Here is a 26794-nt window from a genome sequence, read left to right on the forward strand (position 1 = left end):
ATGAGTGATCGCGGCAAAAGAGCGGTTGGCGTCGAGACGATCGGCATGAGCATGCGTTTCGGCGCCTTCACCGCGCTGGACGACGTCTCCATCAAGGTGCCGGCGGGATCGTTTCATGCGCTGCTTGGCGAAAACGGCGCGGGCAAGTCGACGCTGGTCAAATGCATCATGGGCTTTTATCACCCGACCGCCGGCGACATTCTGGTCGACGGCCGCGAGATCGGGATCGCCGGTCCGAAGGACGCCTCTGCGCTCGGCCTCGGCATGGTCTACCAGCATTTTACCCTGGTCCCGTCGCTGACAGGTGCGGAGAACCTGGTCATTTCCCGCGAAAAGGTGCCGGGGATTATCGACTGGCGCAAGGAGCGCGCCGCACTTGCCCAGTTCATGGAGCGGATGCCGTTCAAGCTGCCGCTCGACGTCAAAGTGGCCGAACTCGCCGCCGGCGAGAAACAGAAGCTCGAAATCATCAAGCAGCTTTATCTCGGCCGCAGTTTTCTGGTGCTGGATGAGCCGACGTCGGTGCTAACCCCCGGCGAGGCGCAGGAAGTGCTGGGCCTCGTGCGCGGCATGACCAAGGCGGGCGATCTCACCGTGCTGATGATCTCGCACAAGTTCCACGAGGTGACGGCGTTTGCCGACGACATCACTGTGCTGCGCAAGGGCAGACTGACAGGAACGGGGAAAGTATCGGATTTGTCTCACAAGCAGATGGCGGCAATGATGATCGGTGACCAGCCGATCGCCGCGCTCGACAGCCGCGCTCCAGTGCCGGTCGGCGCCAGGCAAATCCTGACGGTGAAGGCGCTGAAGGCGCCCGACCGCACCGGCCTGAAAACCATCAATATCGGCGAGCTTGATGTGAAGTCCGGCGAGATCGTCGGTGTCGCCGGCATTTCCGGCAACGGCCAGAAGGAATTTCTAGAAGTCCTTGCCGGGCAGCGTACGCGTGATGCCGGCGACGTTCTGGTGAAGGGATCGCCCTACGGCGCCAGCCGCGCCGAGGCCCGCACGCTCAATGTGCGGTTCATCCCGGAGGAACCGTTGCGCAATGCCTGCGCGCCGCGGATGACGGTTGCCGAAAACATGGCATTCCGGACCTTCGACCTGAACGAGGCCGGCAAGCCGATAAGCTGGATCCGGATGAGCGCCATCAGGGATTATGCGACGCGGCTGGTCGAGCAGTTCAAGGTCAAGACAGCCTCGCTCGCCTCGCCGATTTCGTCACTCTCCGGCGGCAACGTCCAGCGCGCTGTGCTCGCCCGCGAACTGACCGGCGAGGTCGATCTTCTCATCGTGTCGAACCCCTGCTTCGGCCTCGACTTCTCCGCAGTCGCCGAAATCCGAGCCCGTATCATGCGGGCACGCAACGCTGGTGCCGCCGTGCTCTTGATGTCGGAGGACCTCGACGAATTGCTGGAGCTCTCGGACCGCATCTTCGTCATGTCCGACGGCGCGCTGGTCTACGAAACGCCGATCGCACAGGCGAGCGTCCAGACGATCGGCGAGCACATGGCGGGACATCACTGATGGCGGAGATCGACGCGCTGCCGTTTCCGTTTGCCTTCAAGCCTGAGGCGATGGCGCTGGTCGTCATCGACATGCAGCGCGATTTCGCCGAGCCGGGCGGCTTCGGCGCCAGCCTCGGCAATGACGTCGGCCGGGTGGTGGCGATCGTGCCGACGGTCAAAAGGCTGATCCAGGGATTTCGCGCCGCCGGCCTGCCGGTGATCCACACGATGGAGTGCCACAGGTCAGACCTTTCGGACCTGCCGCCGGCCAAGCGAAATCGCGGCAATCCGTCGATCCGAATCGGCGATGTCGGTCCGATGGGCCGCGTGCTGGTCGTCGGCGAGCCGGGAACGGCGATCCTCGACGAGGTGGCCCCGCTGCCTGGCGAAATCGTCATCGAAAAACCCGGCAAGGGCGCGTTCTACGCTACCAGCTTCGGCGAGGACCTGAAGCGGCTCGGCGTGCAGCAGCTCGTCTTCGCCGGAGTTACGACGGAAGTCTGCGTGCAGACGACGATGCGCGAGGCCAACGACCGCGGCTACGAATGCCTGCTGGCGGAGGATGCGACGGAGAGCTATTTTCCGGAGTTCAAGGCGGCCTCACTGGCCATGATCAGGGCGCAGGGCGCGATCGTCGGCTGGACGGCGATGACGGACCAGGTGCTCAAGGGAATTGCCGATGCCTAACATTGCATACCCGGCTCTCATCCATGGGGTCTGGCGTGATCTGGCATTCGAGCATTTTCGCGACGGCATCACGGTGCATTGGCTGCTCAAGGGCGGACCGGCCGAACCCTCCGTCGCGATCCTGAACTATCAGCCCGGCGCCGGCGTGCCGCGCCATCGTCATGTCGCACTGGAAACCATCGTTGTGCTGGAAGGCACCCAGAGCGACGAGACTGGCGACTATCTTCCCGGAAGCGTGATCCTGAACCCGGTCGGGACCGAGCATTCGGTGTGGACGAAAGACGGCTGCGTCGTGCTGATCCAGTGGAATCTGCCGGTGATCATTCTGGACGAGGCCAAATGAGCGACATCCGCTTCGATATCGGCAGCCTGCACACGGCCTATGCCTCCGGCATGTCGGCCGCTACCATTATTGAAATCGTGTTTCAGCGCATAGCGAAAGCGGACGATCCAGGCATCTTCATCCATCTGGCGAGCAGGGCGGACCTGCTCGCCGAAGCCGACGCACTCGGCGGGTTCGATCCCGTGGCAAAGCCGCTGTGGGGTGTACCGTTCGCGGTCAAGGACAACATCGATGTTGCCGGAATGCCGACCACGGCCGGCTGCGCCGAATATGCCTACTTGCCGGCGAAAGACGCCACCGTCGTCGCGCTTCTGAGGGCGGCCGGGGCGCTGGTCGTCGGAAAAACCAATCTCGACCAATTCGCCACCGGCCTCGTCGGCGTGCGCACACCTTATCCGGTCCCCCGAAACGCGATCGATCCGAAACTGGTGCCGGGCGGTTCCTCGTGCGGCTCGGCCGTGGCGACGGCGCACGGCATTGTTTCTTTCGCGCTCGGCACCGATACCGCAGGATCCGGCCGTATTCCCGCCGGCCTCAACAACATCGTCGGGCTGAAGCCGACCGTCGGCGCGCTGTCGGCCACCGGCGTGGTGCCGGCCTGCCGCACGCTCGACTGCGTCTCCGTCTTCGCGCTCACCGTCGATGACGCCCATAGCGTCTTCAGGGCCGCGGCGGCCAAAGATGACGTCGATCCTTATTCGCGCGCTATCGCGGCGCCGCCGCTTGGTCCGTGTCCACCCGTGCTGACCGTCGGGGTTCCCGCAACAGCGGACCGGGAATTTTTTGGCGACGCGGCCATGCAAGCGGGATTCGAAACGGCGCTGCGGACGCTGGAACAGCTCGGCTGCCGACTGATCGATATTCCCTTCGGCGATTTCTACGCTACCGCCAACCTGCTCTACGAAGGCGCCTGGGTGGCCGAGCGCTATGCGGCGATCGCGGATTTCATGGACGTGAGCGAGGCAGCCATGCACCCGGTGACGCGCACGATCATCGGCGGCGCACGAAAACTTTCCGCGGCGGATGCTTTCAAAGGCCTCTATGCACTGCAGGCCCACAAGGCCAGGCTCGCGCCTGTCATCGCCTCGGTCGATCTTTTCTGCTTGCCGACGGCGCCGACACACTATTCGCTGGAGACTGTTTTGGCCGATCCGATCGTCTCCAACAGCCGGCTCGGCACCTACACCAACTTCGTCAATCTGCTCGATATGTGCGGCATCGCCGTGCCGACGGGCAAGCGCGACGACGGTCTGCCGATGAGCGTTACCTTGCTTGCTGCCGCCGGCAAGGACGCCCTGACGGCGGCGCTCGCCCGTGATGTCCATCGAGCCAGCGGTCTCGGCCTTGGCGCGACTGGTTGGGCAATGCCTGCCTGCGTCGCCAAGACCCCTGACGTCGATGACGGCATGATCGAGCTCGTGGTCGTCGGCGCGCATTTGTCGGGGATGCCGCTCAATGGCCAGCTCTGCGCGCTTGGCGCGCGATTGAGCAGGGCCGCCAAGACGGTTGCCTCCTATCAGCTCTATGCGCTCGCCGGCCAGTCGGTGCCGAAGCCGGGGCTCGTGCGTGTTGCCGATGGCAACGGGACGTCGATCGATGTCGAGGTTTGGCGGCTTTCGCCAGACGCGTTCGGACGCTTCGTGGCCGCGATCCCGCCGCCGCTCGGCATCGGCACGATCGAGCTCGATGACGGGACATCGGCCAAGGGCTTCCTGGTCGAAACCGCCGGGTTGTCACGAGCGATCGACATTTCGGCCTATGGTGGTTGGCGCAGCTTCGTTGCTAGGCCGGCGGAGCGAGTGGAAAGCGTTCCGGCCGATTGAACGACCGGCCGTTCGCGCCGGCAGCTGACCTCAAATCATAGCGGCATGCTCGGCGAGCCAGCACGCCGAATGCCGTAAGCGATCCGTAGGTGCGCGTGCTCTAAAGTTGCCCTGTGGTTTGGCAGGCGTCAGCACGCGCTTGCGACCGCTGGAGACTTCGCGATGCGAGCAAGCCGTGCAGTTGCCCCAACAGATTCCGTCGGGACTCATCAGACCCGCCGGATGCTGTCGAAGGCCGCGGCGATAGTTCTCAGCCTGTTGCCGAGCTGGGCGTTCGCGGGAGATAAGACTCCCGATTGGCGCCTGAACGCTCGAATCGTTGCCGTCGGGCTGCCCGACGTGGCCGGCGTGCGCGAGGTGGGGCGCTTTCATGTCGGCGGGCCGATACCGGGAAATCCGGAATTTCTTATGGCGACGCGCGAAGGGCGGATGCTCGATCCGCTCAGGGTTCTCGTCGCCGTGGGCAGCAATTTCGGCGCACCAGCCGACGATCCAGCGCTTGAGGTCGGGGCGATCCTGTCCATCGATCCGCGCTCTCGTGGCACCATTGTCGTTCCGCAAGAGCTCACCGGCAACGGCGGAGATGCGAGGGTGCAGCTCTACACGGCGCAGAGCGAACGGTTTCTCAACCGGCGATACAATGCCGGAGCTCGAACCGCGCGCCTCGCAGCCGCATCCGGACCGCGATACATTTCGATCAACAACGCCTTCGGAAGACCCTGGATCGCCAACGCGCCGAACGGATTGGCTGGCGAGGGCAGCGTGAGCGTCATCGACCCCGACGGTGCGCCGCTCGCCAACGCGCCAAGCCGCGAGGCCGGCGGCGTGTTCGCCGGCCGGCATACCGATCGCGAGCAGGCGCCGAAAGCACAGCCCAGCGGCTGGCTTGGCAAGCTGCTGAATTACCAGGCAAGCGGCCAGCTGACATCGGGCGGAATGCAGACGGGCGCGCTCGGAACGGCGTTTCTCGGTCCCTCGCCCGACGGCAGCGGCTTTGCCGTGTTCGCCGCGGTAACCGCCGATGGCGGCGTGGTTCAAATCCACGTCCAGGATGGTGTCGACGGCTTGGCCGGGCCGGGCACGGTCAGCACCGGCCAGGGCACGGTCAGCACCGGCCTGGGCATCAGCGACGATCCCGGCGTCATCGGCCTCGCCTTCAAGTGGAACCCTGACCGAGCTCTCTTCATCGCCGATCCGGGTCGTGATCGGCTGGTGCTGCTTGACCTGGAGGACGACCGGCGGCATTTCACCGTCGCCAGGACCCGCACGATCTTGCTGCCGGAATTCGACCGTCCGGTCGATGTCGCCGCCGCAATCCCCGAGATCGCCAATCCGCAGTTTTCGAGCCATACGACACTCGCCGGCGGGTCCGATCTGTTTGTCGCCAACCGCGGCGACGGTTCACTGCTGCGCGTGAGCCAGGACGGCCGGCTTCTCGCACGCGCGACGATCGAGGTTCCAGGGCTCGGCCCTTTGGGAGCCGATCGCCTTCGCGCGATCGCGACGTCGGCGGACGCACAGCATATCTGGATAACGATTGGCGGCGAGGTTCCGGGATTTCCGGGCCACGAAGGGGCGCTCGTCGAGGTTGGGACCTTCGATGAGCACGGCGCGGCGGCAGCGACGCAGGAGACACGGAGCGCTGCCGCCGACGCCAATCTTGCGGCGCGCGGAAAAAGGTCGTTCCAGACCGATTTCACGCCGCGGATGGGCCTCGGCCCATTGTTCAATGCAACGTCCTGCGTGGCCTGCCATCCCGGCCCCGGCGGCGCGAGCATTGATGAAAGTCATTTTGCGCGCAGGATAGCCCACATGGATCCGGGCTCTGGGCGCACGGTGCCGATCGAACATCCCAACAGTCCGGTCGCCAGACGCCATGCCTTGCGTGATGGCGTGGCGATCGTGTCGGCGGCAATGCCAAGCCAGGCCAATGTGATTTCGCTGCGCATGCCGCTCGCTCTCTACGGCATCGCCGGGATCGACGAGATACCGGACAGCGTCATCGAAGCGCAGGCGATCAGCAAGGGCGACGGCATCAAAGGCCGCGCCCATCATGTCGTCGACTCCCAAGGCGCATCGCGGGTCGGCCGATACGGCTGGAAGGCTGATATAGCCACCCTCGAGGATATGGTGGCGAACGCTTTCGCAAACGAACTCGGTATCACCAGCGCGACGGCCAGCCGCGAGAGGGGCGCGCAGCCGATCGAGCAGGGTTCCGCACAGGTCGACGCGGTCGCCTCCTATCTGCGAGCGCTGCGCCTGCCCGATGGGGAAAAGCCATGAGCCTCGCCCTGACGCTCTCCCATGCGCCGGAAAAAATGCGCCCGGTCCTGCCTGGCGTCATCGTTGCCGCGGCACTCGCCCTTGCAGCCGGCTGGATCGCCGGCGGACTGGGCGAGCCGCTGTCGCGCAACCCGGTCCTGGTCGCCATGCTCTTCGGGCTGCTGATCGGCAGCAGCTTCGCCTGTCCGGACGCCTTGCGCCCGGGACTCGACTTCACCAAGCGCTATCTGCTGCGACTCGCCGTGGTGCTGGTCGGCTTCCGTATCACGACGCGGCTGTTCCTGGATCTGGGGTTCATGCCGCTCGCAGTGGCGGCCATCGAGCTGATCCTGGTGCTGACGCTGCTCTACGCCATCGCGCGCAAGCTGTTCAGGCTCGACGCCGAGATCGCGCTGCTGGTCGCGGTCGGCAGCGCCGTCTGCGGCGCCGCGGCGATCCTCTCGATGGCCGCGCTCGTGCGTGCACGCGACCAGAGCGCCGGCATCGCCATCGCCTTGATCACGCTGAGCGGCACCGTGGCGTTGCTCGCCTATCCGGTCATGTTCCTGGGCGGTTGGCTGCAGCATCTCGACGACCGCCTCTATGGCGTGTTCGTCGGCGCGAGCATTTTCGAGCTGGCGCAGGTCTACGGCGCCTCCTTCGCCATTTCCGACGACGCGCTGAACACTGCCACGCTGGTCAAGCTCAGCAAAGTGCTGATGCTCGTCCCGCTTCTGCTGGCCGCCAGCCTGGTGTTTCGCAGCCGCAACAAGGCGCAAGAGGCCGCACCGATCCCGTTCCCGTGGTTCATCGTCGCGTTCATCGGCGTGGTGATGCTCAATTCGGAGATCACCCTCAATCCGCAACTGCGCCGCGTCATCCTCGATGTCGACCAGTTCCTGTTCCTGATGGTGATGATCGCGCTCGGCATCACCACCCGGGTCGGACGGCTCGGAGAGGCCGGCGGCGCCTGGCGCCTGATCGGCGTCGGTTTCGTCGGGGTGGCTCTGTCGGCGGCCCTGGCCTATGCTGCGCTGATCCCGTTCTCGGCGACCTTCCGGGCGGCATCACCCTCATCGAGCCAAGGCGCGATGCTTGACAGCCATGGCGGACGGCTTTTCGCCTCGATAGGCTGCGCCAAATGCCACGTGCCGGCGCTGGAGGGCAGCAACGGCGAAGTTGAGCTGTACTCCGACCTTTTGCTGCACGACATGGGGCCGGCGCTCGACGACAAGATCGTCCAGGGCGACGCCATTGGCGCCGAATGGCGGACCGCACCACTCGTCGGCATCCGCCTGCGCCATCGCTACCTGCACGACGGCCGCGCGACAACGCTGCGCGATGCCGTCTTCGCCCATGGCGGCACGGCGCAGATCGTGCGCGACCGCTTCTTCGACCTGGACGAGACCGACCGCCAGGCGCTCCTCGATTTCGTGGCGAAGCTATGATGCGGCTTGGTCACGCCACCACCATTTTTGATCGGCCGAACCGCCATGTATGAAGCCGTCATCGCAGAGCTGAACCATCTCGACGGACCCGACCTGCTGGCGCCGCTCGTCAGCGAGGTGTTTTGCGGAAACATAGCGCTTGTGTCATCGTTTGGCGCGGAATCCGCGGTGCTGCTGCACATGGCGGCCTCGATCGACCGTTCGCTCCCCGTTATCACGCTCGACACCGGAAAGCTGTTTTCGGAAACGATCGCCTATCGCGCGCAGCTGACGGCTCTGCTCGGCCTCACCGATCTGCGCGTCGTCACGCCTCAAATGGATATCTTGCGGGCGCTCGACGTCGCTGGATCGCTGCACCGCCGCGATCCTGACCGGTGCTGCCAGATCCGCAAGGTTCTGCCGCTCGAAAATACGCTGACTGGCTTCAAGGCCTGGATTTCCGGTCGCAAGCGATATCATGGCGGGCTTCGCGCGGATGTTCCGACGCTCGAGGAAACTGACGGACGCCTGAAGGTCGATCCGCTTGCCCGCTTCACCCGCCAACAGATCGAGGCCTATCTCGATCGCTATAATCTTCCCCGGCATCCGCTCCTCGAAAAAGGCTACCTCTCGATCGGCTGCGCGCCGTGCACGGTCGCGTGCGGCAGCGCGGACAATCCGCGCGCGGGCCGCTGGAGCGGGCTGTCGAAGATGGAGTGCGGGATTCACCGGTCGCCTATTGCCGCTCGCAATTCGGCCGCATCTGCTGCCTGATTTCGCGGTCGCGCAGGCATCCAGTCGACGCTTGCAGCAGGCCGTTGCCGCTTCATCTGCGAAGCCCCTACGAATTGTCGCACGATTGCGCTACCCTAAGGTCAATCTGGGCGGCGGGACTGTCATCACGGCACGACCCGGCGCTCGATGATTGGTCGAGCGGGAGCCCCGATGACCGCCCTAGACGCCATTGACGCCGATGCGAGGCGCCCGCCCTCGGGCACAGGCCGGATCGCCAAGCTGGCGGCGCCGCACAGCGCCAGGATATTGAGGCGGAACCGCGTTCTCGAAGCGATCGGTCAAAAATCGCGTTCGAGTGTCTGCTGGGTGGCTGCGCCGGCCGGCTACGGCAAGACGACGGCGGTCATCGACTACCTCGAAAGCGTCGCGGCACCGCATGTGTGGTTCCGCATCGACGAGGGCGACCAGGATATCGCGCGCTTCTTTCAATATCTGGCGCAGTCACTCGCCTCACCCGCGGTTGGAAACCTGCCGGTGTTCGGCGTCGAGTATGCCGAGCAGCCGAAGGAATTCGCCAGGCGCTTCTTCAGAGCCTACTTCGCGCGGTTGAAGCCCGGCACCATTCTGGTCCTCGACGATTTGCAGGACGCCGACACGCCCGAGTTCCGGGCGGTGCTTTCGGTGATGTTCCGTGAACTTCCTGACACGGTCCGCTGCATCTGCGTCTCGCGCACGCTGCCTCAGCAGGAACTGGGCGACCTCGTTCTCAAGGGCCAGATGGCCATCGTCGACAGGTTGGCGCTCGAATTCTCAACAGCGGAAGCGCGCGATTTCGTCAAGCTGCGTTCGAAGAACGGCGCCATTTCAATTGACGTCGAAGCGGCGCGCGGCTGGGCGATCGGGCTGGTTCTCCTCGCCGATCACAGCTCGGCAGTCGAACCTAACGACACGAACGAAACGGTTTTCGGCGGACCGAATGCACTGTCGGATGTTCTCGGCCGCCATTTCTTCCTTTCCCTCCCTGCCGCCGACCAGGACATGCTGCTGAAGCTGAACCTGCTGCCCGAGATCAGCTCCGAGCTGGCGGACGTGATGATAGGGTCGGACGAAGCGGGCAAGCTGCTCGACAGGCTCTACAGGCGGCAGTTGCTGGTCACGCGCTTGGAAAACAGCCGCGACACCTTTTACCTACACGATCTTTTGCGGGACTTTCTTGACCGGCGCTTCGCACAGCACGTGGTCAAGGAAGAGCAGCAATCGCTTAGGCGAAAGGCGGCGAAGGTCCTTGCGGAGGCCGGTCGTCCTGACGAAGCAATACACCTCGCGTTGCAGGCAGAGGACTGGGACCAAGCGAGCGAGCTGATATTGAGCCGCGCGGAGGCCGTGCTGGCGCAAGGAGGCCGGGCGACCTTCATCGAATGGTGCGGCCGGTTGCCGGAAGCGTTCATGAACGGCTGGCATTTCTATTGGCTGGGCGTGGCCCACATGCCGGACGACGCTGCGGCGGAGCGCTGGCTGTCGAGAGCATGGCAAGCATTTGGTGAGGCCGACGATCTGCGCGGTCTATGTCTCACCGTGTCGCGCGCCGTCTTGGTCAAGACGGCCAGTTGGCGCACCTACGAAGGCCTTTCCATGTGGACCCGCCGGGCGTTCGAGCTGATCGAACGCGGCCTCCCGGAACTGCCTCCCGAGGAAGCGATGCTGGTGCGCATTGGCATGATGCGGGCGCTGAACTTCGGCGACGACTACTACCGCAGCAGCCCAGCCGGACAAGCACTGGAAGCTGAACTCCTTGAGCGCTTGACCAGGAACCCCGGGCACGATCCGAGCGGATTGCGATTGCTTGCGAGCGAAACGCTGATCGATCTTTCGGTATCCACCATGCGCGCCGATCTGTTCACCAAGGCCGTCGACAGCGTTGTTGAGGACTTGAGTGACAAGCAGGTGCTGCCTTGGATCCTCGGCATGTGGCTGGTCGCCTTTGGCGCGGAGAGTGGTCGTTATTTTCCCTACAAGAGAAGGAATTTTCCCTATCCGTCGGCCGAAGCCGCGTTGCGGGAGGCGATCGCGATTGGCGAGCGCGAGTCGCTCAAGGGTGTGGAGTTCGGTGGCCTGTATCATCTTCAGATGCAGATGAAGTTCCGCAACGATTTTGCGGAGTTCCACCAAGTGGTCGGGCGACTGGCCGAGATCGCCGATAGCCGCTTCACCACACAGGTCGCCGTCGTCGCCGATTGCCACGCCGCGCTTCATGCCAGGCAAGGCGATTTCGCAGCTGCCTATGAGGATTGCGAGCGCTTCATGGCGGCCATTGAGGCCGCCAATGAGCCGATGATCGAGCGCTGGCCGCACTATATCACGAAGTTCCAGGTGCTGTTGGCGGACAGGAAGCCTCGCGAAGCCGCTGCGCTTCTCAGCGACCTGCTGCCGCGGCTGGATGGCGGCGCTCGCAAACGGACCGAGATATGCATTCTTGCAGCGGCCGCGCTGGAGAGCCTGTGGGACCAGGGTCCACGCTACGGCGATCGGCTGAAGGTCTTCATGGAGGCGCTGCGCGACATCAGCTGGCCAATGGTGCTCCTCAGCGTTCCGGACCTGCTCGCCGAACTGCTTGGCGATGCGCTTGAGCGCGGCATCGAGCCCCAGCTTTGCCGGTCGCTTATCCGGGAACGCCGATTGGACGCGCCGCAACGGCGGCCCACCGCCTGGCCATGGCCGCTCAAGGTCCACGTCCTCGGAGGCTTTTGGGTCGAACTCGATGGAAACCCTCTTAATCTCGGCGCCAAGCCACCGACGAAGGCTCTCGACATCCTGCGGGTGCTGGCGATCTCGAAAGACAACACCTGTTCGCTGGAGACCGTTCAGGACTGGCTGTGGCCCGACCTCGACGGCGACCAGGCGCGGGCGGCATGCGAGCAGGCGCTGCATCGGCTGCGCAAGCTGCTTGGGCGGATCGACCTCATCGTCCAGCGCGAAGGCAGGCTTCGCCTCGCATCGGACAAGGTCTGGGTCGACCTCGCCGACTGGGATGCACGGCTCAAATCCGTGACGACAGCCAATGGCGAGGCGGCCGAGCTGCGACCGGAAGCGGAAGCGCTGTTCCTCGCATTCCCCGGTCCGCTGTTTCTGCACGAGCGATCCAGCTTCTGGTCGCACGCCGCCGCAGAAAAAGTGCGTCGCGATCTGATCGATCTCTCATTGCGGATCGGCCAGCGGCTGGAGACAACCGGCAACGTCGAGGAAGCGCGCTCGGTCTATCTGAGGGCGTTGGACCTCTATCCGGATGCCGGACCCGCCTGCAAGGCGCTGATCAGGGAGCGGCTGTCGCGCCGCGATTTCGAAGGCGCGGTCGACGACTATGCACGCTACGAACGGGCGCTGCGTGCCGCCGGCGAAGCGGCGCCCGCTGCGGAATTACGCGCCTTGGTCGAACCCTATCTTATGCGGCACACGCGCTGAAGACGGTTTCTTGCGCTGTCTTGGCGAAACACCGGGCTATCGTCGCTCTGGCAGCCACCCCTCACGCTCCGAGCAGGATGTTTGCCAGGAGAAGGGCTGCCAGAATCAGAACGAGGCCGGCGATCGCGTCCATCCGCTGGCTGCGCGTCAGCCCCCGCCGTTGCCGCTTCATCTGCGAAGCCCCTACGAATTGTCGCAGGATTGCGCTACCCTAAGGTCAATCTGGGCTGCGGGACGGTCATCATGGCACGACCCGACGCTCGATATTGGTCGAGCGGGAGCCCCGATGACCGCCCTAGACGCCATTGACGCCGATGCAAGGCGCCCGCTCCCGGGCACAGGCCGGATCGCCAAGCTGGCGGCGCCGCGCAGCGCCAGGATATTGAGGCGGAACCGCGTTCTCGAAGCGATCGGTCAAAAATCGCGTTCGAGCGTATGCTGGGTGGCCGCGCCGGCCGGCTACGGCAAGACGACGGCGGTAATCGACTACCTCGAAAGCGTCGCGGCACCGCATGTTTGGTTCCGCATCGACGAGGGCGACCAGGATATCGCGCGCTTCTTTCAATATCTGGCGCAGTCGCTCGCCTCACCCGCGGTTGGAAACCTGCCGGTGTTCGGCGTCGAATATGCCGAGCAGCCGAAGGAGTTCGCCAGGCGCTTCTTCAGAGCCTATTTCGCGCGGCTGAAGCCCGGCACCATTCTGGTCCTCGACGATTTGCAGGACGCCGACACGCCCGAATTCCGGGCGGTGCTTTCGGTGATGTTCCGTGAACTTCCTGACACGGTCCGCTGCATCTGCGTCTCGCGCACGCTGCCTCAGGAGGAACTGGGCGACCTCGTTCTCAAGGGCCAGATGGCCATCGTAGACAGGTTGGCGCTCGAATTCTCGACAGCGGAAGCGCGCGATTTCGTCAAGCTGCGGTCGAGGAACGGCGCCGTTCCAGTCGATGTCGAAGCGGCGCGCGGCTGGGCGATCGGGCTGGTTCTCCTCGCCGATCACGGCTCGGTGGTCGGCCCTGATGACACGACCGGGACAGCACCCGGCGGGCAGAATGCGCTGTCGGACGTTCTCGGCCGCCATTTCTTCCTTTCCCTCCCCGCCTCCGACCAGGACATGCTGCTGAAACTCAATCTGCTGCCCGAAATCAGCGCCGAACTGGCGGACGTGATGATCGGATCGAGCGAAGCGGGCAAGCTGCTCGACAGGCTCTACCGGCGGCAATTGCTGGTCACGCGAACGGAAAACAGCCGCGACGTTTTCCACCTGCACGACCTCTTGCGGGATTTCCTCGACCGACGCTTCGCGCAGCGTGTGACGGCAGAAGAGCAGAAGTCGCTCAAACAAAGGGCGGCAAAGGTGCTCGCCGACGCTGGTCGTCATGACGAAGCCATACACCTCGCCTTGCAGGCAGAGGACTGGGACCAGGCGAGCGGACTCATGCTGAGCCGGGCGGAGACCGTTTTGGCGCAGGGACATCGAACGACCTTCATCGAATGGGCCGGCCGGTTGCCGGAAGCATTCATGAACGGCTGGCATTTCTATTGGCTGGGCGTGGCCCACATGCCGAACGACGCCGCGGCAGAGCACTGGCTGTCGAAGGCATGGCATGCCTTTGGCGAGGCCGACGATCAGCGCGGGCTTTGTCTTGCGGTGTCGCGCGCGGTTCTGGTCAAGACGGACAGTTGGCGCACCTATGAGGGTCTTTCGGTCTGGACCCGCCGGGCGTTCGAAATCATCGAGCGCGGCCTGCCGGAGCTGCCTTCCGAGGAAGCGATGCTGGTGCGCATCGGCATGGTGCGGGCGCTGAACTTCGGCGACGACTACTACCGCAACAGCCCGGCCGGACAAGCGCTGGAAACGGAACTGCTGGAGCGGCTGACCCGGAATCCCGAGCACGACCCAAGCGGATTGCGTCTGCTCGCCAGCGAAACGCTGATCGAGCATTCGGTATCGACCATGCGGGCGGATCTGTTCACCAAGGCTGTCGACAGCATTGTCGAGGATTTGACCGACAAGGAGGTGCTGCCTTGGGTGCTCGGCATGTGGCTGGTTGAGTTTGGCGCCAAGAGCGGCCGTTACTTCCCGTATAAGAGACGGGGTTTTCCCTACCCGTCGGCCGAAGCGGCGTTGCGGGAGGCGATCGCCATCGGTGAGCGCGAGTCGCTCAAGGGTGTGGAGTTCGGTGGCCTGTATCATCTTCAGATGCAGATGAAGTTCCGCAACGACTTTGCCGAGCTCGACCAGGTGGTTGAGCGCCTGGCCGAGATCGCCGACAGCCGTTTCAGCACACAGGTCGCCATCGTCGCCAATTGCTATGCCGCGCTTCATGCCAGGCAAGGCGATTTCGCAGCTGCCTATGAGGATTGCGAGCGCTTCATGGCGGCGAGCGAGGCCGCCAACGAGCCGATGGTCGAGCGCTGGGCGCACTGCATCACGAAGTTCCAGGTGCTGCTCGCCGACAGGAAGCCACGCGAAGCCGCAGCGCTACTCAGCGACCTGCTGCCGCGGCTGGATGGCGGCGCCCGCAAGCGAACCGAAATGTGCATTCTTGCAGCGGCCGCGCTGGAGAGTCTGTGGGAGCAGGATCCGCACTATGGCGACCGGCTGAAGCTCTTCATGGAGGCGCTCCGCGACATCAGCTGGCCAATGGTGCTCCTCAGCGTTCCGGACCTGCTCGCCGACCTGCTTGGCGATGCGCTTGAGCGCGGCTTCGAGCCCAAGCTTTGCCGGTCGCTGATCCGGGAACGCCGATTGGACGCGCCGCAGCGGCGGCCCGCGGCCTGGCCATGGCCGCTCAAGGTCCACGTCCTCGGAGGCTTTCGGCTCGAACTCGATGGAAACCCTCTTAATCTTGGCACCAAGTCACCGACGAAGGCTCTCGACATCCTGCGGGTACTGGCGATCTCGAAAGACAACACCTGCTCCCTGGAGACCCTTCAGGACTGGCTGTGGCCCGACCTCGACGGCGACCAGGCGCGGGCGGCATGCGAGCAGGCGCTGCATCGGCTGCGCAAGCTGCTTGGGCGGATCGACCTCATCGTCCAGCGCGAAGGCAGGCTTCGCCTCGCATCGGACAAGGTCTGGGTCGACCTCGCCGACTGGGATGCACGGCTCAAATCCGTGACGACAGCCAATGGCGAGGCGGCCGGGCTGCGACCGGAAGCGGAAGCGCTGTTCCTCGCATTCCCCGGTCCGCTGTTTTTGCACGAGCGAGCCAGCTTCTGGTCGCTCGCCGCCGCAGAAAAAGTGCGTCGCGATCTGATCGATCTTGGATTGCGGATCGGCCAGCGGCTGGAGACAACCGGCAACGTCCAGGAAGCGCGCTCGGTCTATTTGAGGGCGTTGGACCTCTATCCGGATGCCGGCCCCGTCTGCAAGGCGCAGATCAGGGAGCGGCTGTCGCGCGGTGATTTCGAAGGCGCGGTCGACGACTATGCACGCTACGAACGGGCGCTGCTCGCCGCCGGCGAAGCGGAACCCGCTGCGGAAATACGCGCCTTAGTCGAACCCTATCTTGTGCGGCACACGCGCTGAAGACGGTGTCATGCGCTGCCTGGCGAAACACCGGGCTATCGTCGGTCTGGCAGCCCCCCCAATCTCCGAGCAGGGTGTTTGCTAAGGGCTGCCAGGTTCAGAACGAGGCCAGCGATCGCGTCCATCCTCTCGCTGCGCGTCAGCCCGGCCTGGATAGCACGAGGTGATGGAGCCGAGGGAAATGACAGGTCGCGAGGCAGGACAGCGCGCTTTCGACCGCGGCACACGGATCGTTTTGTTCAGCCAGGTCGTGCTGCACGCACCCAATCGAGTCGTGCGGCGGGGACAAGGCCGTAATTGTAAAAATTGATACCGTCGACGTCCGGCGCCAGCGCCGGCTTCACCTTGGCGGCGAGGATTTCAGGGCCCGCCATTTCCGGATAGAAGAGCCGGTAGCCGACGCCGAGGAATTTCTCTGCCCCGAGCGCGGTGCGGCCAGCCGCCATAAGGCCCGTCACGTCGCCGGCCTGCATGTCGTAGGCACAAAGGATCGCCCCGTCGCAAACCTTGCCGAGCGCTGCCAGATCGCAGCCGCCGAGCCAGCCGTCTCGCAGGTCGATGACGAGGACACGGGTCCCCGGATCGGCAACCTCGCGCAGTTCGGCGACAAGACTGGTCACCGGCTCGAACCGCCACAACAGATAGGCGTGGAGATGCGGCCAGGGCAAAAAGGTGTCGAGGCCACTTGCGGGAAATTCTGGAAAGCGCCGTTCAGGCACCGCGCGCTCGCACGCCTCGGCAATCCACTGCTTGACGAGGTCACGCGCCGCCTGGCCTTCGATGCCGGCACAAGCGGCGCGGGCGAGGCAGGACGGACAGAAGCACAGCGACAGAAGAAAGTCGTCTTCCGGCGTCAGCCCGACACCATCCTTCTCATGATGGTATTCATGGGCAAAGCCCATGAAGGACGGGCTTTCAAGTTCGATTCTGTCCGGCTTATAAGTGTGCGTAAGGTCGGCGACGAGCGCGCGGACATAAGCGCGCGCATCCGGATGCGACGGGCACAGATTGTAATAATTGGGATCGCCAAAGGCGTTGCGGGTGACGGCCTGCGGATAAAGCATGCCGAGGCGGGTATTGTGCAGGCAGACCGTCCAGCACGACACCTGGAGGCCGCCTGCCTCGCGCCGTTGGATAAGTTCGGCCAGAACGTCGCCACCTTCCGTGATCATTTCGGCCACCTTCGGCTGGATCACGAGATCGGCCCATCGGGCGGCGGTTGGCTTGAAGTAGATCGTGCCGTCCTCCGGGAAATAGGCTTTGCGGCGTGGGCTGCGCGGCTGCAGGAAGCGACCGGCATGATAGGAGGTCGCGAGACTGATCATGTTGAGCCTGGCGCGCTCGACGAGATCGCGTTCGACTGTCTCCAAGCCCAGATCCTGGACATCCCAGGGGTAGGTCCACATCGAAAGCTGCATGAAATATCCTCAGTTTTCTGCAATGGCGCCGTGAGCAAACGCCGGTTGGTTTCCCTGTCAGCCTTCCACCGGTTCGGCGATCTGCAAAAGGCAATCTCCTGCCTCGCACATCGTGTGCAGCCGGCGCGAAAGTACGATACCGCTTTCGGCGAAATGCAGGGCCTCCTCGGCCAGATCGAGCCGCTCGAGGTCGTGATACCAGCCGGCCAATTGTCCGGCGCTCACGCCGTCGCCGAGCCTGACGGCGGGTTCGAACCAGCCGCGGCGGGTGGCGTAGAGGCCCTGACTGTGCCGGGAAAGCGAGAGCAATCGCGTCGGCGCCGAAGGCTTCGACTCCGGCGCGAGAACCGGCGCCTCGACCACGCCGGTGGCGACCATCAGACTGTCGATCGCGCGAGCGGTAATCGCCATCGTATCGACTGTGGCAGTGCCGCCGCCGCCGAACTCGCCGCTGACGCCGATGGCACCGGCCCGGCGGGCTGCGCCCATCGAGGTTGGCGAGGCCTGACCATTGTTGGCCACGAACCCGTACGGCATGCCGAGCGCCCGCATCAGCTCCACCCCGCGCCCATGCCTGTCGGGATCGGTATTGCGCTCGATGAGCGCCGTGGGAAGATGCTCCATCGAGGTGCCGCCCGAATGAATATCGAAGATGACGTCGTGGCGGGGAAACAGTCCCGTCTCCAGGAAATTGGCAAGCCGGCTTGTCGGCGCGCCCGACGGATCGCCGGGAAAGGCGCGGTTGAGATTGCCGCCATCGAGCGGCGAACAGCGTTTGGCGGCCATGACCGCCGGTGCGTTCGCCATCGGCAGGACGGTGACGCGGCCCTTGAGCCGCTTGGGATCGAGCCGGCGGATCAGCTTTGCCAGCGACAGCTCGCCCTCATATTCGTCACCGTGATTGCCGGCCATCAGAAGCAGCGACGGGCCTTCACCGTTGCGTATGAGGCAGATCGGGACCTTGACCTGGAAATAGGGCGAACGGTCTATCGAGAACGGAATGCTGAGATAACCTGATGTCTTGCCGTCCCGGTCGAAGTCGAGCGTATGGGTGAGGCCGGTGTGCATGGCGGCAACTCAGGCGGCGGCGATCGCGGTGACCTCGATGCGGAGGTCGGGATCGGCGAGACGCGCCTCGACGCAGGCCCGCGCCGGCAGGCGTTGAGGATCCACCCAGGCATCGTAGACGCTGTTCATGGCGTCGAAGTCGCCGATCTGCGGCAGGAAGACGTTGACCGCCACAAGCTTTGACTTGCTGCTGCCGGCCTCGACCAAAAGCGCCTCGATCTTTGAGAGCACATCGCTGGTCTGGTCTTCGATGCCGGCCTTGCGATTGTCGGCTACCTGGCCTGCGATGTGGACGAGGCCGCCATAGACGACCGCCTGCGACATGCGGGAGCCGGACTGGAAATACTTGATCATATCGGATCCTTTCGAGGTTTCTTTGGGGCCGCCGCAAGCTCCGGTCAGCCGAAATAGGTGGGAAAGGCGTGGCGGACATGCCCGGCCGCGTCGACGCCGAAGATCACGCGATAGCGATCGAGGCAGGTGCAGGGATGGGAGATGCCGAATTCAACGACGTCGCCAACGGCAATGTCGTCGCCCGGCGCGATTGTCAGGAAGGCGTGCTGGTCGTTGAGCTTGAAGACCTCGGCGCGTGGTATCGGCAGCGGCTTCCCGGCCCGGAAGACCGCGAGCACCATCGGAAAGTCCTGATCGAACGACACGTCGCGCATGCCCATGCCGCATATCGCAAGGCCGGCCTCCGGCCGCGACAGCACCTCGGCCCACAGGCGCAAAGCCGGACGAAACGAATTTCGTGCGGAGGCACCGATCCCGCCGACCGCAAAACCCTTGCGGGCATCGAGTGCAACAAGCGAGCGGTCATAGATGCCATGGTCGTGGAAGAAGATGGCGCCGCTGCGCAACACCAGCGTCGCATTGCTGTCCCTGGAAACGGTGGGCGAAAGTGCTGCGACCACTTTGTCGAAGAACACCGAGCCGCCGGCCGTGACGATCAGTGGCGCATCGCGGCCGACGCGGGCGCGCAGCCGCAGGAACATGTCGGCGGTCATCGCCAGCAGAGCCGAGATCGCCGCATCAGTGCGGCCAGGATCGGGTTGCGCCGCGGCACCTTCGTAGGCTGCGACGCCGGCGATCAGCAGCCGTCCGCCGGCCGCATCAACTGCATCGGCGATCGCCTCGGCTTGCGTCGTGGTCCGCGCGCCTGCCCTCCCCGCACCGAGGTCGACGATCACGCGCAACGGCGGCAGCGTCGCATTGGCCCGCCAGGCTTCGGCAAGCGCATTCACGGCAGCGATCGAGTCGGCGAAGACGAAGAGCTCGACGCCTGGCCAAGCGCCAACCAGCGCCGCGAGCCGGTTCGCACCGCCTGATCCACCAACCTCGTTGGCGATGATCAGCCGTGTGAGGCCGGCCCTGAGCATCACTGCGGCCTGACTAATATCCGCGACGGTCGTGCTCCATGCTCCGGCTTCTACCAACGATCGAGCAAGGTCTGGCGCCATCGGGGTTTTGGCATGCGGCGCGATCATCGCGCCCTGTTCGCGCGCGTAGCGCAGAAACAGATCACTATTGGCGATGAAGGCCTCCTCGTCGAGGGTCAACACCGGCAACGACATGCGCCCGTCAGCCGGATGCCAGCGCTCAGATGCGACAAGGCTGCTGTCCAGCCCGAAGGTGCCGGGCGGCACGCCGCGGATGCGATCGTCGAGCAGGAAATTTTCAGGGGTCGCGAGCGACAGTACGGGTGAGTTTTCGGTCATCCGATGCTAGTCCTTTCGCCTTCGCAGGATGAAGTCCGGTTCGATTTTCGATGCCGGCCACAGCATGAGAGAGATGCGTGCCAAAGCCTTACTCCGGACCGATCATCGATGCCCACCATCATCTTTGGGATCTCGGCCTCGGCCGCCATCCCTGGCTCGCCACAACGGCTGGCGAACGCGGCGGCCTGGGCGAGCTGGGCCCCTTGCGGCGAAACTATCTTCCTGAGGATTATTTGCGCGACGCCAGCCGGCACAATGTCGTCGCCGCCGTCCATGTCGAGGCCGGTTGGGCCGGGGATGACTGCGTCGGCGAAACGCGGTGGCTTGAAACGCTCGACAAGTCGCGGGGCGTGGCCGCCCGCTACGTCGTTCACGTCCCGCTGGCGAACCGCCAAGCGCCGGCGCTGGTCGAGGCGCAGGCGGCATTCGACCGTGTCGTCGGCGTGCGCGACATACTGAGCTGGGATCCCGATCCCGCCCGCCGTTTCGCTGCCCGTGATGACATCATGGACGACCCAGCCTGGCGCGCCGGCCTGGCGCTGCTTGCCGGCCACCGGCTGGTTTTCGACCTGATGGTGTTTCCGCGCCAGCTCGCCGGTGCAGCGCGCCTTGCAGCGGCCTATCCGAACCAGCAGTTCGTTCTCAACCACTGCGGCAGCCCGATCGATCGCGACGCCGACGGAATGCGGGCGTGGCGCGAAGGGGTTCGGCGTTTGTCCCAGTGTGACAACGTCGCCATCAAGATATCGGATCTGGTCGCCTACGATCATGACTGGACGCTCGACAGCCTGAAGCCGGTTGTCATGCATTGCATCGACTGTTTCGGCACGCGGCGAGCGATGTTCGGCAGTGACTTCCCGGTGGCCGGTCTGCACGCGTCGTTCGATGCAGTATATGACAGCTTCAAGGCCATTGCCGGGGAGCTTTCCGCAGACGAGCAGACGGCGCTGTTCTTCGGCAACGCAAGGCGCATCTACCGGCTTGACGATATGTCATCGGCGGGCCTGCTCCCTGCCTGAGAGAAGCAGCAGCCCCAGGATCAGCGAACCGAACAGGATGCTGCGCCAGCCCGGCGATGCGTTGACGACGGTGATCAGAGCCGTGATCGTGACCAGCAGGATGGCGCCGGGGATGGTGCCGGCATAGGTGCCGAGCCCGCCGAGGATCGAGGTGCCGCCGAGCACGACGGCCGCAATCGAGGCGAGCAGATAGGGATCGCCGATCCCGACATAGCCTTGCCCGTTCATGCCGAGCACCAGCACGCCCGCAAGCCCTGAATTGAAGCCGCTGATGCCGTAGACCGCCAGCGTCGTCGAGGTTACTGGAACCCCCGACAGTGCCGCGGCGAGCGGATTGGCGCCCATGGCGAAGAGCCGTGCGCCAAAGGATGTGGCATGCATTGCGGCCAGAACGATCACGGAGACGGCCACCCACAAGAGCACACCTGCGGGAATACCGGCCGGCCGCGCATTGCCGAGCCAGCGGACCAGCGGGTTTTCGGCGGTCACGGCGCTGCCGCCGGCGATGATGATCAGCAGACCCTGCAGGAATGTCGCCATGGCCAGGGTCATGATCATCGGATGGACGCGCAACAGCGCCACGCCCAGCCCGTTCACCAGACCGATTGTCGTCGTCAACGCAAGGACGGCAAGGACGGCGGTTAGCCCGGTCGGATCCCCCTGCCACGACAGCAGCGGCAGGCTGACGGCGCTCACTGTGACGATAGCCGCGACGGAAAGGTCGATGCCACCGGCAATCACCACGAAGGTCTGGCCCGCCGCAACCAGGCCAATTACCGCGGCCAGTTCGACCAGATAGCGCAAATGGCCATAGGCGCCGAAGCCACGCGAAACGAAGCTCGCGACGATCCACACCGCGGCAACGATGGCAACGGTGAGAAAAGGCCGGCTGCGCAGGATTGTCAGGGCGCGCCTGCCGCCTGCGCTCTCTTTCCATGCTGTCATTGCTGCACCTTGCGGAATTGCGGGGTGGCGACCGCCCCGATGATGATGAGGCCTTGTGCGACATACTGGGCGACCGGCGTGAAGCCGAGGAAGAACATCACACTGATCATCAGGCTGAGCAGCAGGCTGCCGGCAAGAGCGCCGCGCATCGTGCCTTGACCGCCGAGGAAGCCGATGCCGCCGAGCACGGCGGCGGCGATGGAATTCAGCGTGAAGGCCGTGCCGATGACCGGATCACCCGAACCCGTTTGCGCGGCAACGAACAGACCGGCGCCTGTGCAAAGCAGGCCACTGATCGCGTAAGCCGCTATCCGTGCGCCATCGACCGGCACGCCGGAGCGATAGGCGCCGACGGGATTCTCGCCGGCAGCATAGAGGCTCAAACCAAGCGGCGTGGCGAGATAGAGCTTCCACAGAAGGACTATGAGCATCAGCAGCACGAAGGCTGCGGGCGTGTTGCCGGCAAGCAGGTCCGACAGCCATTCCGGAATGGCGCCGCCGGGTCTCGGCAGGATGAGCAGCGCAGCACCGCCGATGATGAAGGAGCCGGCGAGCGTCACCACGATCGCCGGCAACCGAAGTTTCACGACAATGAACCCGGTTGCGGCACCGATGCCGACACCGGTCAGCGCCACCGCAGCGGCACCGCCGGCTACGCCCAGCGGCCCGGTCATCGTCGTCGCGGCGATCACCGCGCCCAGGCTGACCATTGCGCCGATCGCCAGGCTGATGCCACCAGTGAGCATGAGGATCGCCTGGGCCATGGCGACCAGCGCCAGCGGAAACCAGCTCTGGGTGAATTTGGCGAAGCCGGAAGCGGTCAAGAGGCCAGGAAAGAGGAAGCCATAGGCGATGAGGAACGCCATAACCACGGCGAACAGGCTGCGCACGCCGACATTGCGGCGCAGTTGAACCGGCCAGTAGAGAGCGCCGGCTTGCCCTGAGGGAGCCACCGTATTCACGCCGCCACCTTTCGCTGTTCGGCGCCCATCGCGGCGGAAACGATCGCTTCCTCGCTCAGCGCGCCGCGCTCGAGCATGGCAACGATGTGACCCTCCCGGACCACCGCGACGCGGTCGCAAAGGTGCACCAGTTCGGGTGTGTCGGAACTGAGCAGCACGACCGCCTTGCCGGCGGCGGCGAAGTTGCGAAGCATCATGTAGATTTCGCGCTTGGTCTCGACATCGACGCCGCGCGTCGGGTCATTGAGGAGAAGCACAAGCGGGTCGTGCGGCATCCATTTCGCCAGCGCGACCTTCTGCTGGTTGCCGCCCGAGAGGGCCTGCGCCGGCCGGTCGAGGTCGCCCTTGATACCAAGCTGGGCAGCGAGACCTCTTGCCGTCTCGCGCTCGGCACGGCGGCTGCGCAGCTTCAGCGCCGGCAGTCTTGCGAAAGCGGGCAGCATCATGTTGGTGATGATGGAATGGATCAGGTGCAGGCCCTCGCGCTTGCGGTCGGCCGGGACATAGGCGAGGCCAAGCGCGTTGGCTTTCGGCACACCGCTGGGCAAACCCGAAGCCCCCTTAACGATCGCGGATGCCGTCCTGGCCGGAATGGCACCGTAGAGGCCGAGCAGCAAATCTTCCTGCCCTTGCCCGACCAGGCCTCCGATGCCAAGCACCTCACCCGTCCTGATGTCGAGATCGACGTCGCGCATCAGGCCGGCCGAAAAATTGCGAACCGAAATGGCGTTGGCAGCCGATGCCGAAGGCTGCCAATGCGGAAAGAGGTCGCCGGGGTCGCGCCCGACCATCAGCCGTACCAGTCCACTGGCGTCGGTTCCTTCCAGGGTGCGGTCCGCCGTGCAGGTGCCGTCCTTCAGGACGGTGACGTGCTGGCACAGCGCCATGACTTCGTTCAGCCGGTGCGAAATGTAGAGAATGGCGATGCCCTCGCCGCGCAGCCTCTCCAACAGGTCCGTCAGGACTTTCGTTTCGGTTGCCGAAAGCGACGAAGTGGGTTCGTCGAGAATGAGCACGCGCGGCCGGCGGTAAAGCGCCTTGGCGATCTCCACCATCTGCCGGCGGCCAAGCGACAATTGTCCGACCGGCATCGAGAGCGGTTCGTGAAGTCCGACAAGATCGCATGCTGCCCTGGCCCGCACTGCGAGTTCGGGATAGTCGAGCAAACCGAACCGGCGCGGATAGGCGCCAAGGCCGATGTTCTCGGCGATGGAGAGGCTGGCCGTCAGGCTGAGTTCCTGCTGGACGACGGCAATCCCTGCCTGTTGCGCATAGGCAGGGCTCATGCGCGACACCGGGCGCCCATCGACCTCGATCGCCCCGCCGTCCGGGCGCAAGGCACCGGACAAAAGGTTGATCAGCGTCGACTTTCCGGCGCCGTTCTCGCCGAGCAGCGCATGCACGCGGCCCGGCTGGAGAGCGATGGAAACATCGCGCAGGACGGGATTGCCGAAGAAGGACTTCGACACCCTCCGCGCGGCAAGAAGCGGAGCCGTGGCCAGCACTTTCTGCGACCTTTCAGGCTTATTGCTCAGCCAGAAGTTTCTTGAACAACTCCTCGTCGTAGGGCGAATAGATATAGCCGTCGGCCGGAAAGTCGGCCGCCCGTGCGAGGTACTGATCGATATTGGAATTGTCGATCACCGGCAGCGGGATCTTGACAAAAGCCGGCACATCCTTGCCTTCCAGCGCCTGGACGGCGGTGTAGGTGGCGAAAGCGCCGAGCCAGTTCGGCTGCATGGTTGCCCAGCTCTTGAGGCCCTTTTCCTTCCAGAGTTCGAGGAATTGGCGGGCATTCTCGCCGGTGATCGGCACTTGTTCGCGGCCCTGCTTGTCGAGGGCGAGCACCGCGCCCGCCGACAAGGCGCCGCCGAGCGACAGTATCCCGTCGATCTCGGGATTGGCGAACAGCAGGCTGGTGACGGCTTCCTGTGCAGGCGCGACATTGTAGGGTGTATTGGTCTCGGCAAGGACCGTCACGTCAGGATGGGCCTTGAGCGCCGCGTCAGCGCCTTTGCGCCGATCGTCGCTGACCGAAACGCCGGCCGGGCCGTTGAGGATGAGGATCTTGCCCTTGCCGCCGATCGCGTCGATCAGGAACTTGGCCGCCTGATCGCCCCACTGGGCGGAATCGGTGTTGACCTTGGCGGTCACCTGGTCGGTGTCGACGAGGCTGTCGAAGTTGATGATGGCGATGCCCTTGGCGCAGGCATCCGCCAGCACACGCGCCGGCGCGGTCGACGAGCCGGCAATCAGGATAATGGCGTCAACGTCGGAATCGATCATCGACTGGATCTGCTGGATCTGGACGTTTGCGTCGCCCTGGGCGTCGGTTACGACAAGCTTGTCGACCAGCCCCTGCTTCTTCAGGGTCTCGACCTCGGCTTCGATCGTGCCCTGTGTCTGCTTCATCCAGGTCGGCACTGAATAAATGTTGGCCCAGCCGATCGTGTACGGCGCCTTGCGGTCGCCCTTGATGCATTTGGCGGCCGCATTGGCCTGCGAACCGGTGCCGAGGCTTAGTAGGAGACCGAGGCAAAGGGCGCTGGCGGATGCGAAAAACGATGATTTCGTCATGATTGTTCCCTTCTGAGGTTATGCCTGGACGTGCGGGGTCCGGACGAGAAAACCCGCCGGTTGCCGCATCCGGAAACCGCCTGTTTTTCTCGTCAGAACGTTCTGCGCCTGGCTCGTTATTGTCTGATATTTCAGACAACGGGTCTGTATATCAGACAAATGGGATGCTAGACTGAGCCTTGACATCTTTCAAGCGTCTTGAGACGAGGGCCGAATTGATTTTTACGCGGATGCGGCCGACATGAGCGATGGAGCTACTGGTCTGATCGAAACGGAAGCTGGCGCCGAGCCGCGCAATGGCGAACGCCGCCGCGGCATCGACCGCGTCATCATGCTGCTGGAAGCGCTTTTGCGGCACCGCGCGCCGATGCGCGTCGGCGACATCGCCAAGATGATCGGCGCACCGCGTTCGACCACTTACGAAATCGTCAACAGCCTGCTCGAAGCCGAAATGCTCGAAAACGTCGGGACGGAAGGCTACGTCTATTTCGGTCGGGCTATGCATCTGTTCGGCTGGGCCTACTCGCATCACAACGCCCACTACCGGCGCATTATCGAGACGCTGGACAAGATGGCGGCGGAAACCGGCGAGACCGTGCAGTTGTGCGGCCTGCGCGGGAACAAATACATCGTTCTCGATTGCCGTGATTCTTCCGGCCCGTTCCGGATTTCAAGCGATGTCGGGGTCGAGGTGCCGATCCCGTGGACGGCGTCCGGGCGGCTCCTGCTCGGCCATATGAGCGAGGAAGAGCTGAAGGACTTCATCCCGCCTGGCGACTACAAGCTGCCCGACGGCCGCGTCATTGCGCCAGCCGAATTCTTCAGCGATGTCGCCTTGGCCCGCCGGCAAGGTTTCAGCGAGACCGTCGCCCTCGCCGACCGCTTCACGTGGTGCATGGCCGCGCCCATCCGCGATAGCTACGGCGCCATCAACAAGACTCTTTGCTTCGTGTTGCCGGTCGACACACCGGAAGCGCGGCGCAGCGAATTGCTTGCCCTGCTGTGCGAACGCGCCCGTGGATTGTCGTTGGCGGGAAGCTAACGCATTTCGCCCAAAAGTGCGCAGCGGTTTTGGGATGACGACATGCATAAAAACAAAGAACTTAAAGCGCGTCGCGTGAATTCCTTATGACGCGCTTTTTGAAGAATCGGCTCTGGCGCCTTCGCCAAGGGAGCGCGGAAAAAAATGGCCGGGCTCGAATACGGCCCGGCCAAAAGAAGGTTTACACCTTCAGAGGGGAACACCGTTCAGCGGATGGGAGGAAACCGCCGAACGGTGTTACCTGTTTGAGCTTGTTTGAGCGG

19 protein-coding genes are annotated in these 26794 nt (G+C 64.3%); 11 read left to right on the plus strand and 8 right to left on the minus strand.

Annotated features, from left to right (window positions below):
- From AC0L17_RS21445 to AC0L17_RS21485, 9 genes are all read left to right on the plus strand, one after another.
- Window positions 1–1530 carry an ABC transporter ATP-binding protein gene (locus AC0L17_RS21445; RefSeq protein ID WP_473517292.1) on the plus strand — a complete coding sequence of 510 codons (1530 nt, stop codon included), beginning with the start codon at window positions 1–3 and terminating at the stop codon, window positions 1528–1530.
- On the plus strand, window positions 1530–2198 hold the full coding sequence (locus tag AC0L17_RS21450; RefSeq protein ID WP_287171717.1) for a cysteine hydrolase family protein: 669 nt from the start codon (window positions 1530–1532) through the stop codon (window positions 2196–2198). The genes AC0L17_RS21445 and AC0L17_RS21450 overlap by 1 nt, the downstream gene beginning before the upstream one ends.
- Window positions 2191–2541, plus strand: coding sequence for a cupin domain-containing protein (locus AC0L17_RS21455; RefSeq protein ID WP_473517293.1), 351 nt, complete (start codon window positions 2191–2193; stop codon window positions 2539–2541). Before AC0L17_RS21450 ends, AC0L17_RS21455 begins: the two co-directional genes overlap by 8 nt.
- Window positions 2538–4364, plus strand: a complete 1827-nt coding sequence (gene atzF, locus AC0L17_RS21460) for an allophanate hydrolase (RefSeq protein ID WP_473517294.1) — start codon at window positions 2538–2540, stop codon at window positions 4362–4364. The genes AC0L17_RS21455 and atzF overlap by 4 nt, the downstream gene beginning before the upstream one ends.
- Window positions 4365–4586: 222 nt before the next feature.
- Complete coding sequence (locus AC0L17_RS21465; protein WP_473517296.1) at window positions 4587–6647, plus strand: hypothetical protein; 2061 nt, start codon at window positions 4587–4589, stop codon at window positions 6645–6647.
- A complete protein-coding gene (locus tag AC0L17_RS21470) occupies window positions 6644–8074 on the plus strand; it encodes a YeiH family protein (protein WP_473517297.1) in 1431 nt (476 codons plus the stop codon). Before AC0L17_RS21465 ends, AC0L17_RS21470 begins: the two co-directional genes overlap by 4 nt.
- Window positions 8075–8119: 45 nt before the next feature.
- A complete protein-coding gene (locus tag AC0L17_RS21475; protein WP_473517298.1) occupies window positions 8120–8827 on the plus strand; it encodes a phosphoadenylyl-sulfate reductase in 708 nt (235 codons plus the stop codon).
- A gap of 171 nt (window positions 8828–8998) precedes the next feature.
- Window positions 8999–12247 carry a winged helix-turn-helix domain-containing protein gene (locus AC0L17_RS21480; RefSeq protein WP_473517299.1) on the plus strand — a complete coding sequence of 1083 codons (3249 nt, stop codon included), beginning with the start codon at window positions 8999–9001 and terminating at the stop codon, window positions 12245–12247.
- A gap of 286 nt (window positions 12248–12533) precedes the next feature.
- A complete protein-coding gene (locus AC0L17_RS21485) occupies window positions 12534–15782 on the plus strand; it encodes a winged helix-turn-helix domain-containing protein (RefSeq protein WP_473517301.1) in 3249 nt (1082 codons plus the stop codon).
- Window positions 15783–16021: 239 nt separating this feature from the next.
- Here the strand turns inward: AC0L17_RS21485 and AC0L17_RS21490 are convergent, their stop codons facing one another.
- From AC0L17_RS21490 to AC0L17_RS21505, 4 genes are read right to left on the minus strand one after another with little or no spacing between them, the layout of a single operon-like run.
- Window positions 16022–17200 carry a hypothetical protein gene (locus AC0L17_RS21490; protein ID WP_473517302.1) on the minus strand — a complete coding sequence of 393 codons (1179 nt, stop codon included), beginning with the start codon at window positions 17198–17200 and terminating at the stop codon, window positions 16022–16024.
- Between the two features lie 57 nt (window positions 17201–17257).
- Complete coding sequence (locus tag AC0L17_RS21495; RefSeq protein ID WP_473517303.1) at window positions 17258–18268, minus strand: succinylglutamate desuccinylase/aspartoacylase family protein; 1011 nt, start codon at window positions 18266–18268, stop codon at window positions 17258–17260.
- A gap of 9 nt (window positions 18269–18277) precedes the next feature.
- Complete coding sequence (locus AC0L17_RS21500) at window positions 18278–18622, minus strand: RidA family protein (RefSeq protein WP_473493134.1); 345 nt, start codon at window positions 18620–18622, stop codon at window positions 18278–18280.
- A gap of 44 nt (window positions 18623–18666) precedes the next feature.
- Window positions 18667–19986: an alanine racemase gene (locus AC0L17_RS21505; protein WP_473517304.1), complete on the minus strand. Its 1320-nt coding sequence runs from the start codon at window positions 19984–19986 to the stop codon at window positions 18667–18669.
- Between the two features lie 77 nt (window positions 19987–20063).
- Here AC0L17_RS21505 and AC0L17_RS21510 point away from each other — a divergent pair, with 77 nt between their 5' ends.
- Window positions 20064–21005, plus strand: coding sequence for an amidohydrolase family protein (locus AC0L17_RS21510; RefSeq protein ID WP_473517305.1), 942 nt, complete (start codon window positions 20064–20066; stop codon window positions 21003–21005).
- On the opposite strand, the gene AC0L17_RS21515 is transcribed toward AC0L17_RS21510, so the two are convergent.
- The 4 genes from AC0L17_RS21515 to AC0L17_RS21530 are packed head-to-tail and all read right to left on the minus strand — an operon-like array spanning window position 20979 to window position 25489.
- Window positions 20979–21950 carry an ABC transporter permease gene (locus AC0L17_RS21515; RefSeq protein ID WP_208602530.1) on the minus strand — a complete coding sequence of 324 codons (972 nt, stop codon included), beginning with the start codon at window positions 21948–21950 and terminating at the stop codon, window positions 20979–20981. The genes AC0L17_RS21510 and AC0L17_RS21515 overlap by 27 nt on opposite strands.
- Entirely contained in the window at window positions 21947–22903 is a 957-nt protein-coding gene (locus tag AC0L17_RS21520; RefSeq protein ID WP_473517346.1) for an ABC transporter permease, read from the minus strand. The genes AC0L17_RS21515 and AC0L17_RS21520 overlap by 4 nt, the downstream gene beginning before the upstream one ends.
- 5 nt (window positions 22904–22908) lie before the next feature.
- A complete protein-coding gene (locus tag AC0L17_RS21525) occupies window positions 22909–24417 on the minus strand; it encodes a sugar ABC transporter ATP-binding protein (protein ID WP_473517306.1) in 1509 nt (502 codons plus the stop codon).
- Window positions 24418–24436: 19 nt separating this feature from the next.
- A complete protein-coding gene (locus AC0L17_RS21530) occupies window positions 24437–25489 on the minus strand; it encodes a substrate-binding domain-containing protein (protein ID WP_473512543.1) in 1053 nt (350 codons plus the stop codon).
- Window positions 25490–25730: 241 nt separating this feature from the next.
- Between AC0L17_RS21530 and AC0L17_RS21535 the strand changes: the two genes are divergently transcribed.
- The gene (locus AC0L17_RS21535; protein WP_091597273.1) at window positions 25731–26531 is read left to right on the plus strand and encodes an IclR family transcriptional regulator; all 801 of its coding nucleotides are present in this window, start codon (window positions 25731–25733) and stop codon (window positions 26529–26531) included.
- The last annotated feature ends 263 nt before the right edge of the window (window positions 26532–26794 follow it).

Source organism: Mesorhizobium sp. WSM4829 (assembly GCF_055811475.1).

Bases quoted from the DNA above. Each gene is read 5' to 3' on its own strand.
- AC0L17_RS21450 (WP_287171717.1), top strand. From the start codon at position 1,530: ATGGCGGAGATCGACGCGCTGCCGTTTCCGTTTGCCTTCAAGCCTGAG.
- AC0L17_RS21465 (WP_473517296.1), top strand. From the start codon at position 4,587: ATGCTGTCGAAGGCCGCGGCGATAGTTCTCAGCCTGTTGCCGAGCTGG.
- AC0L17_RS21535 (WP_091597273.1), top strand. From the start codon at position 25,731: ATGAGCGATGGAGCTACTGGTCTGATCGAAACGGAAGCTGGCGCCGAG.
- AC0L17_RS21500 (WP_473493134.1), bottom strand. From the start codon at position 18,622: ATGATCAAGTATTTCCAGTCCGGCTCCCGCATGTCGCAGGCGGTCGTC.
- AC0L17_RS21470 (WP_473517297.1), top strand. From the start codon at position 6,644: ATGAGCCTCGCCCTGACGCTCTCCCATGCGCCGGAAAAAATGCGCCCG.
- AC0L17_RS21485 (WP_473517301.1), top strand. From the start codon at position 12,534: ATGACCGCCCTAGACGCCATTGACGCCGATGCAAGGCGCCCGCTCCCG.
- AC0L17_RS21445 (WP_473517292.1), top strand. From the start codon at position 1: ATGAGTGATCGCGGCAAAAGAGCGGTTGGCGTCGAGACGATCGGCATG.
- AC0L17_RS21455 (WP_473517293.1), top strand. From the start codon at position 2,191: ATGCCTAACATTGCATACCCGGCTCTCATCCATGGGGTCTGGCGTGAT.
- AC0L17_RS21495 (WP_473517303.1), bottom strand. From the start codon at position 18,268: ATGCACACCGGCCTCACCCATACGCTCGACTTCGACCGGGACGGCAAG.
- AC0L17_RS21530 (WP_473512543.1), bottom strand. From the start codon at position 25,489: ATGACGAAATCATCGTTTTTCGCATCCGCCAGCGCCCTTTGCCTCGGT.
- AC0L17_RS21505 (WP_473517304.1), bottom strand. From the start codon at position 19,986: ATGACCGAAAACTCACCCGTACTGTCGCTCGCGACCCCTGAAAATTTC.
- AC0L17_RS21480 (WP_473517299.1), top strand. From the start codon at position 8,999: ATGACCGCCCTAGACGCCATTGACGCCGATGCGAGGCGCCCGCCCTCG.
- AC0L17_RS21490 (WP_473517302.1), bottom strand. From the start codon at position 17,200: ATGCAGCTTTCGATGTGGACCTACCCCTGGGATGTCCAGGATCTGGGC.
- AC0L17_RS21515 (WP_208602530.1), bottom strand. From the start codon at position 21,950: ATGACAGCATGGAAAGAGAGCGCAGGCGGCAGGCGCGCCCTGACAATC.
- atzF (WP_473517294.1), top strand. From the start codon at position 2,538: ATGAGCGACATCCGCTTCGATATCGGCAGCCTGCACACGGCCTATGCC.
- AC0L17_RS21475 (WP_473517298.1), top strand. From the start codon at position 8,120: ATGTATGAAGCCGTCATCGCAGAGCTGAACCATCTCGACGGACCCGAC.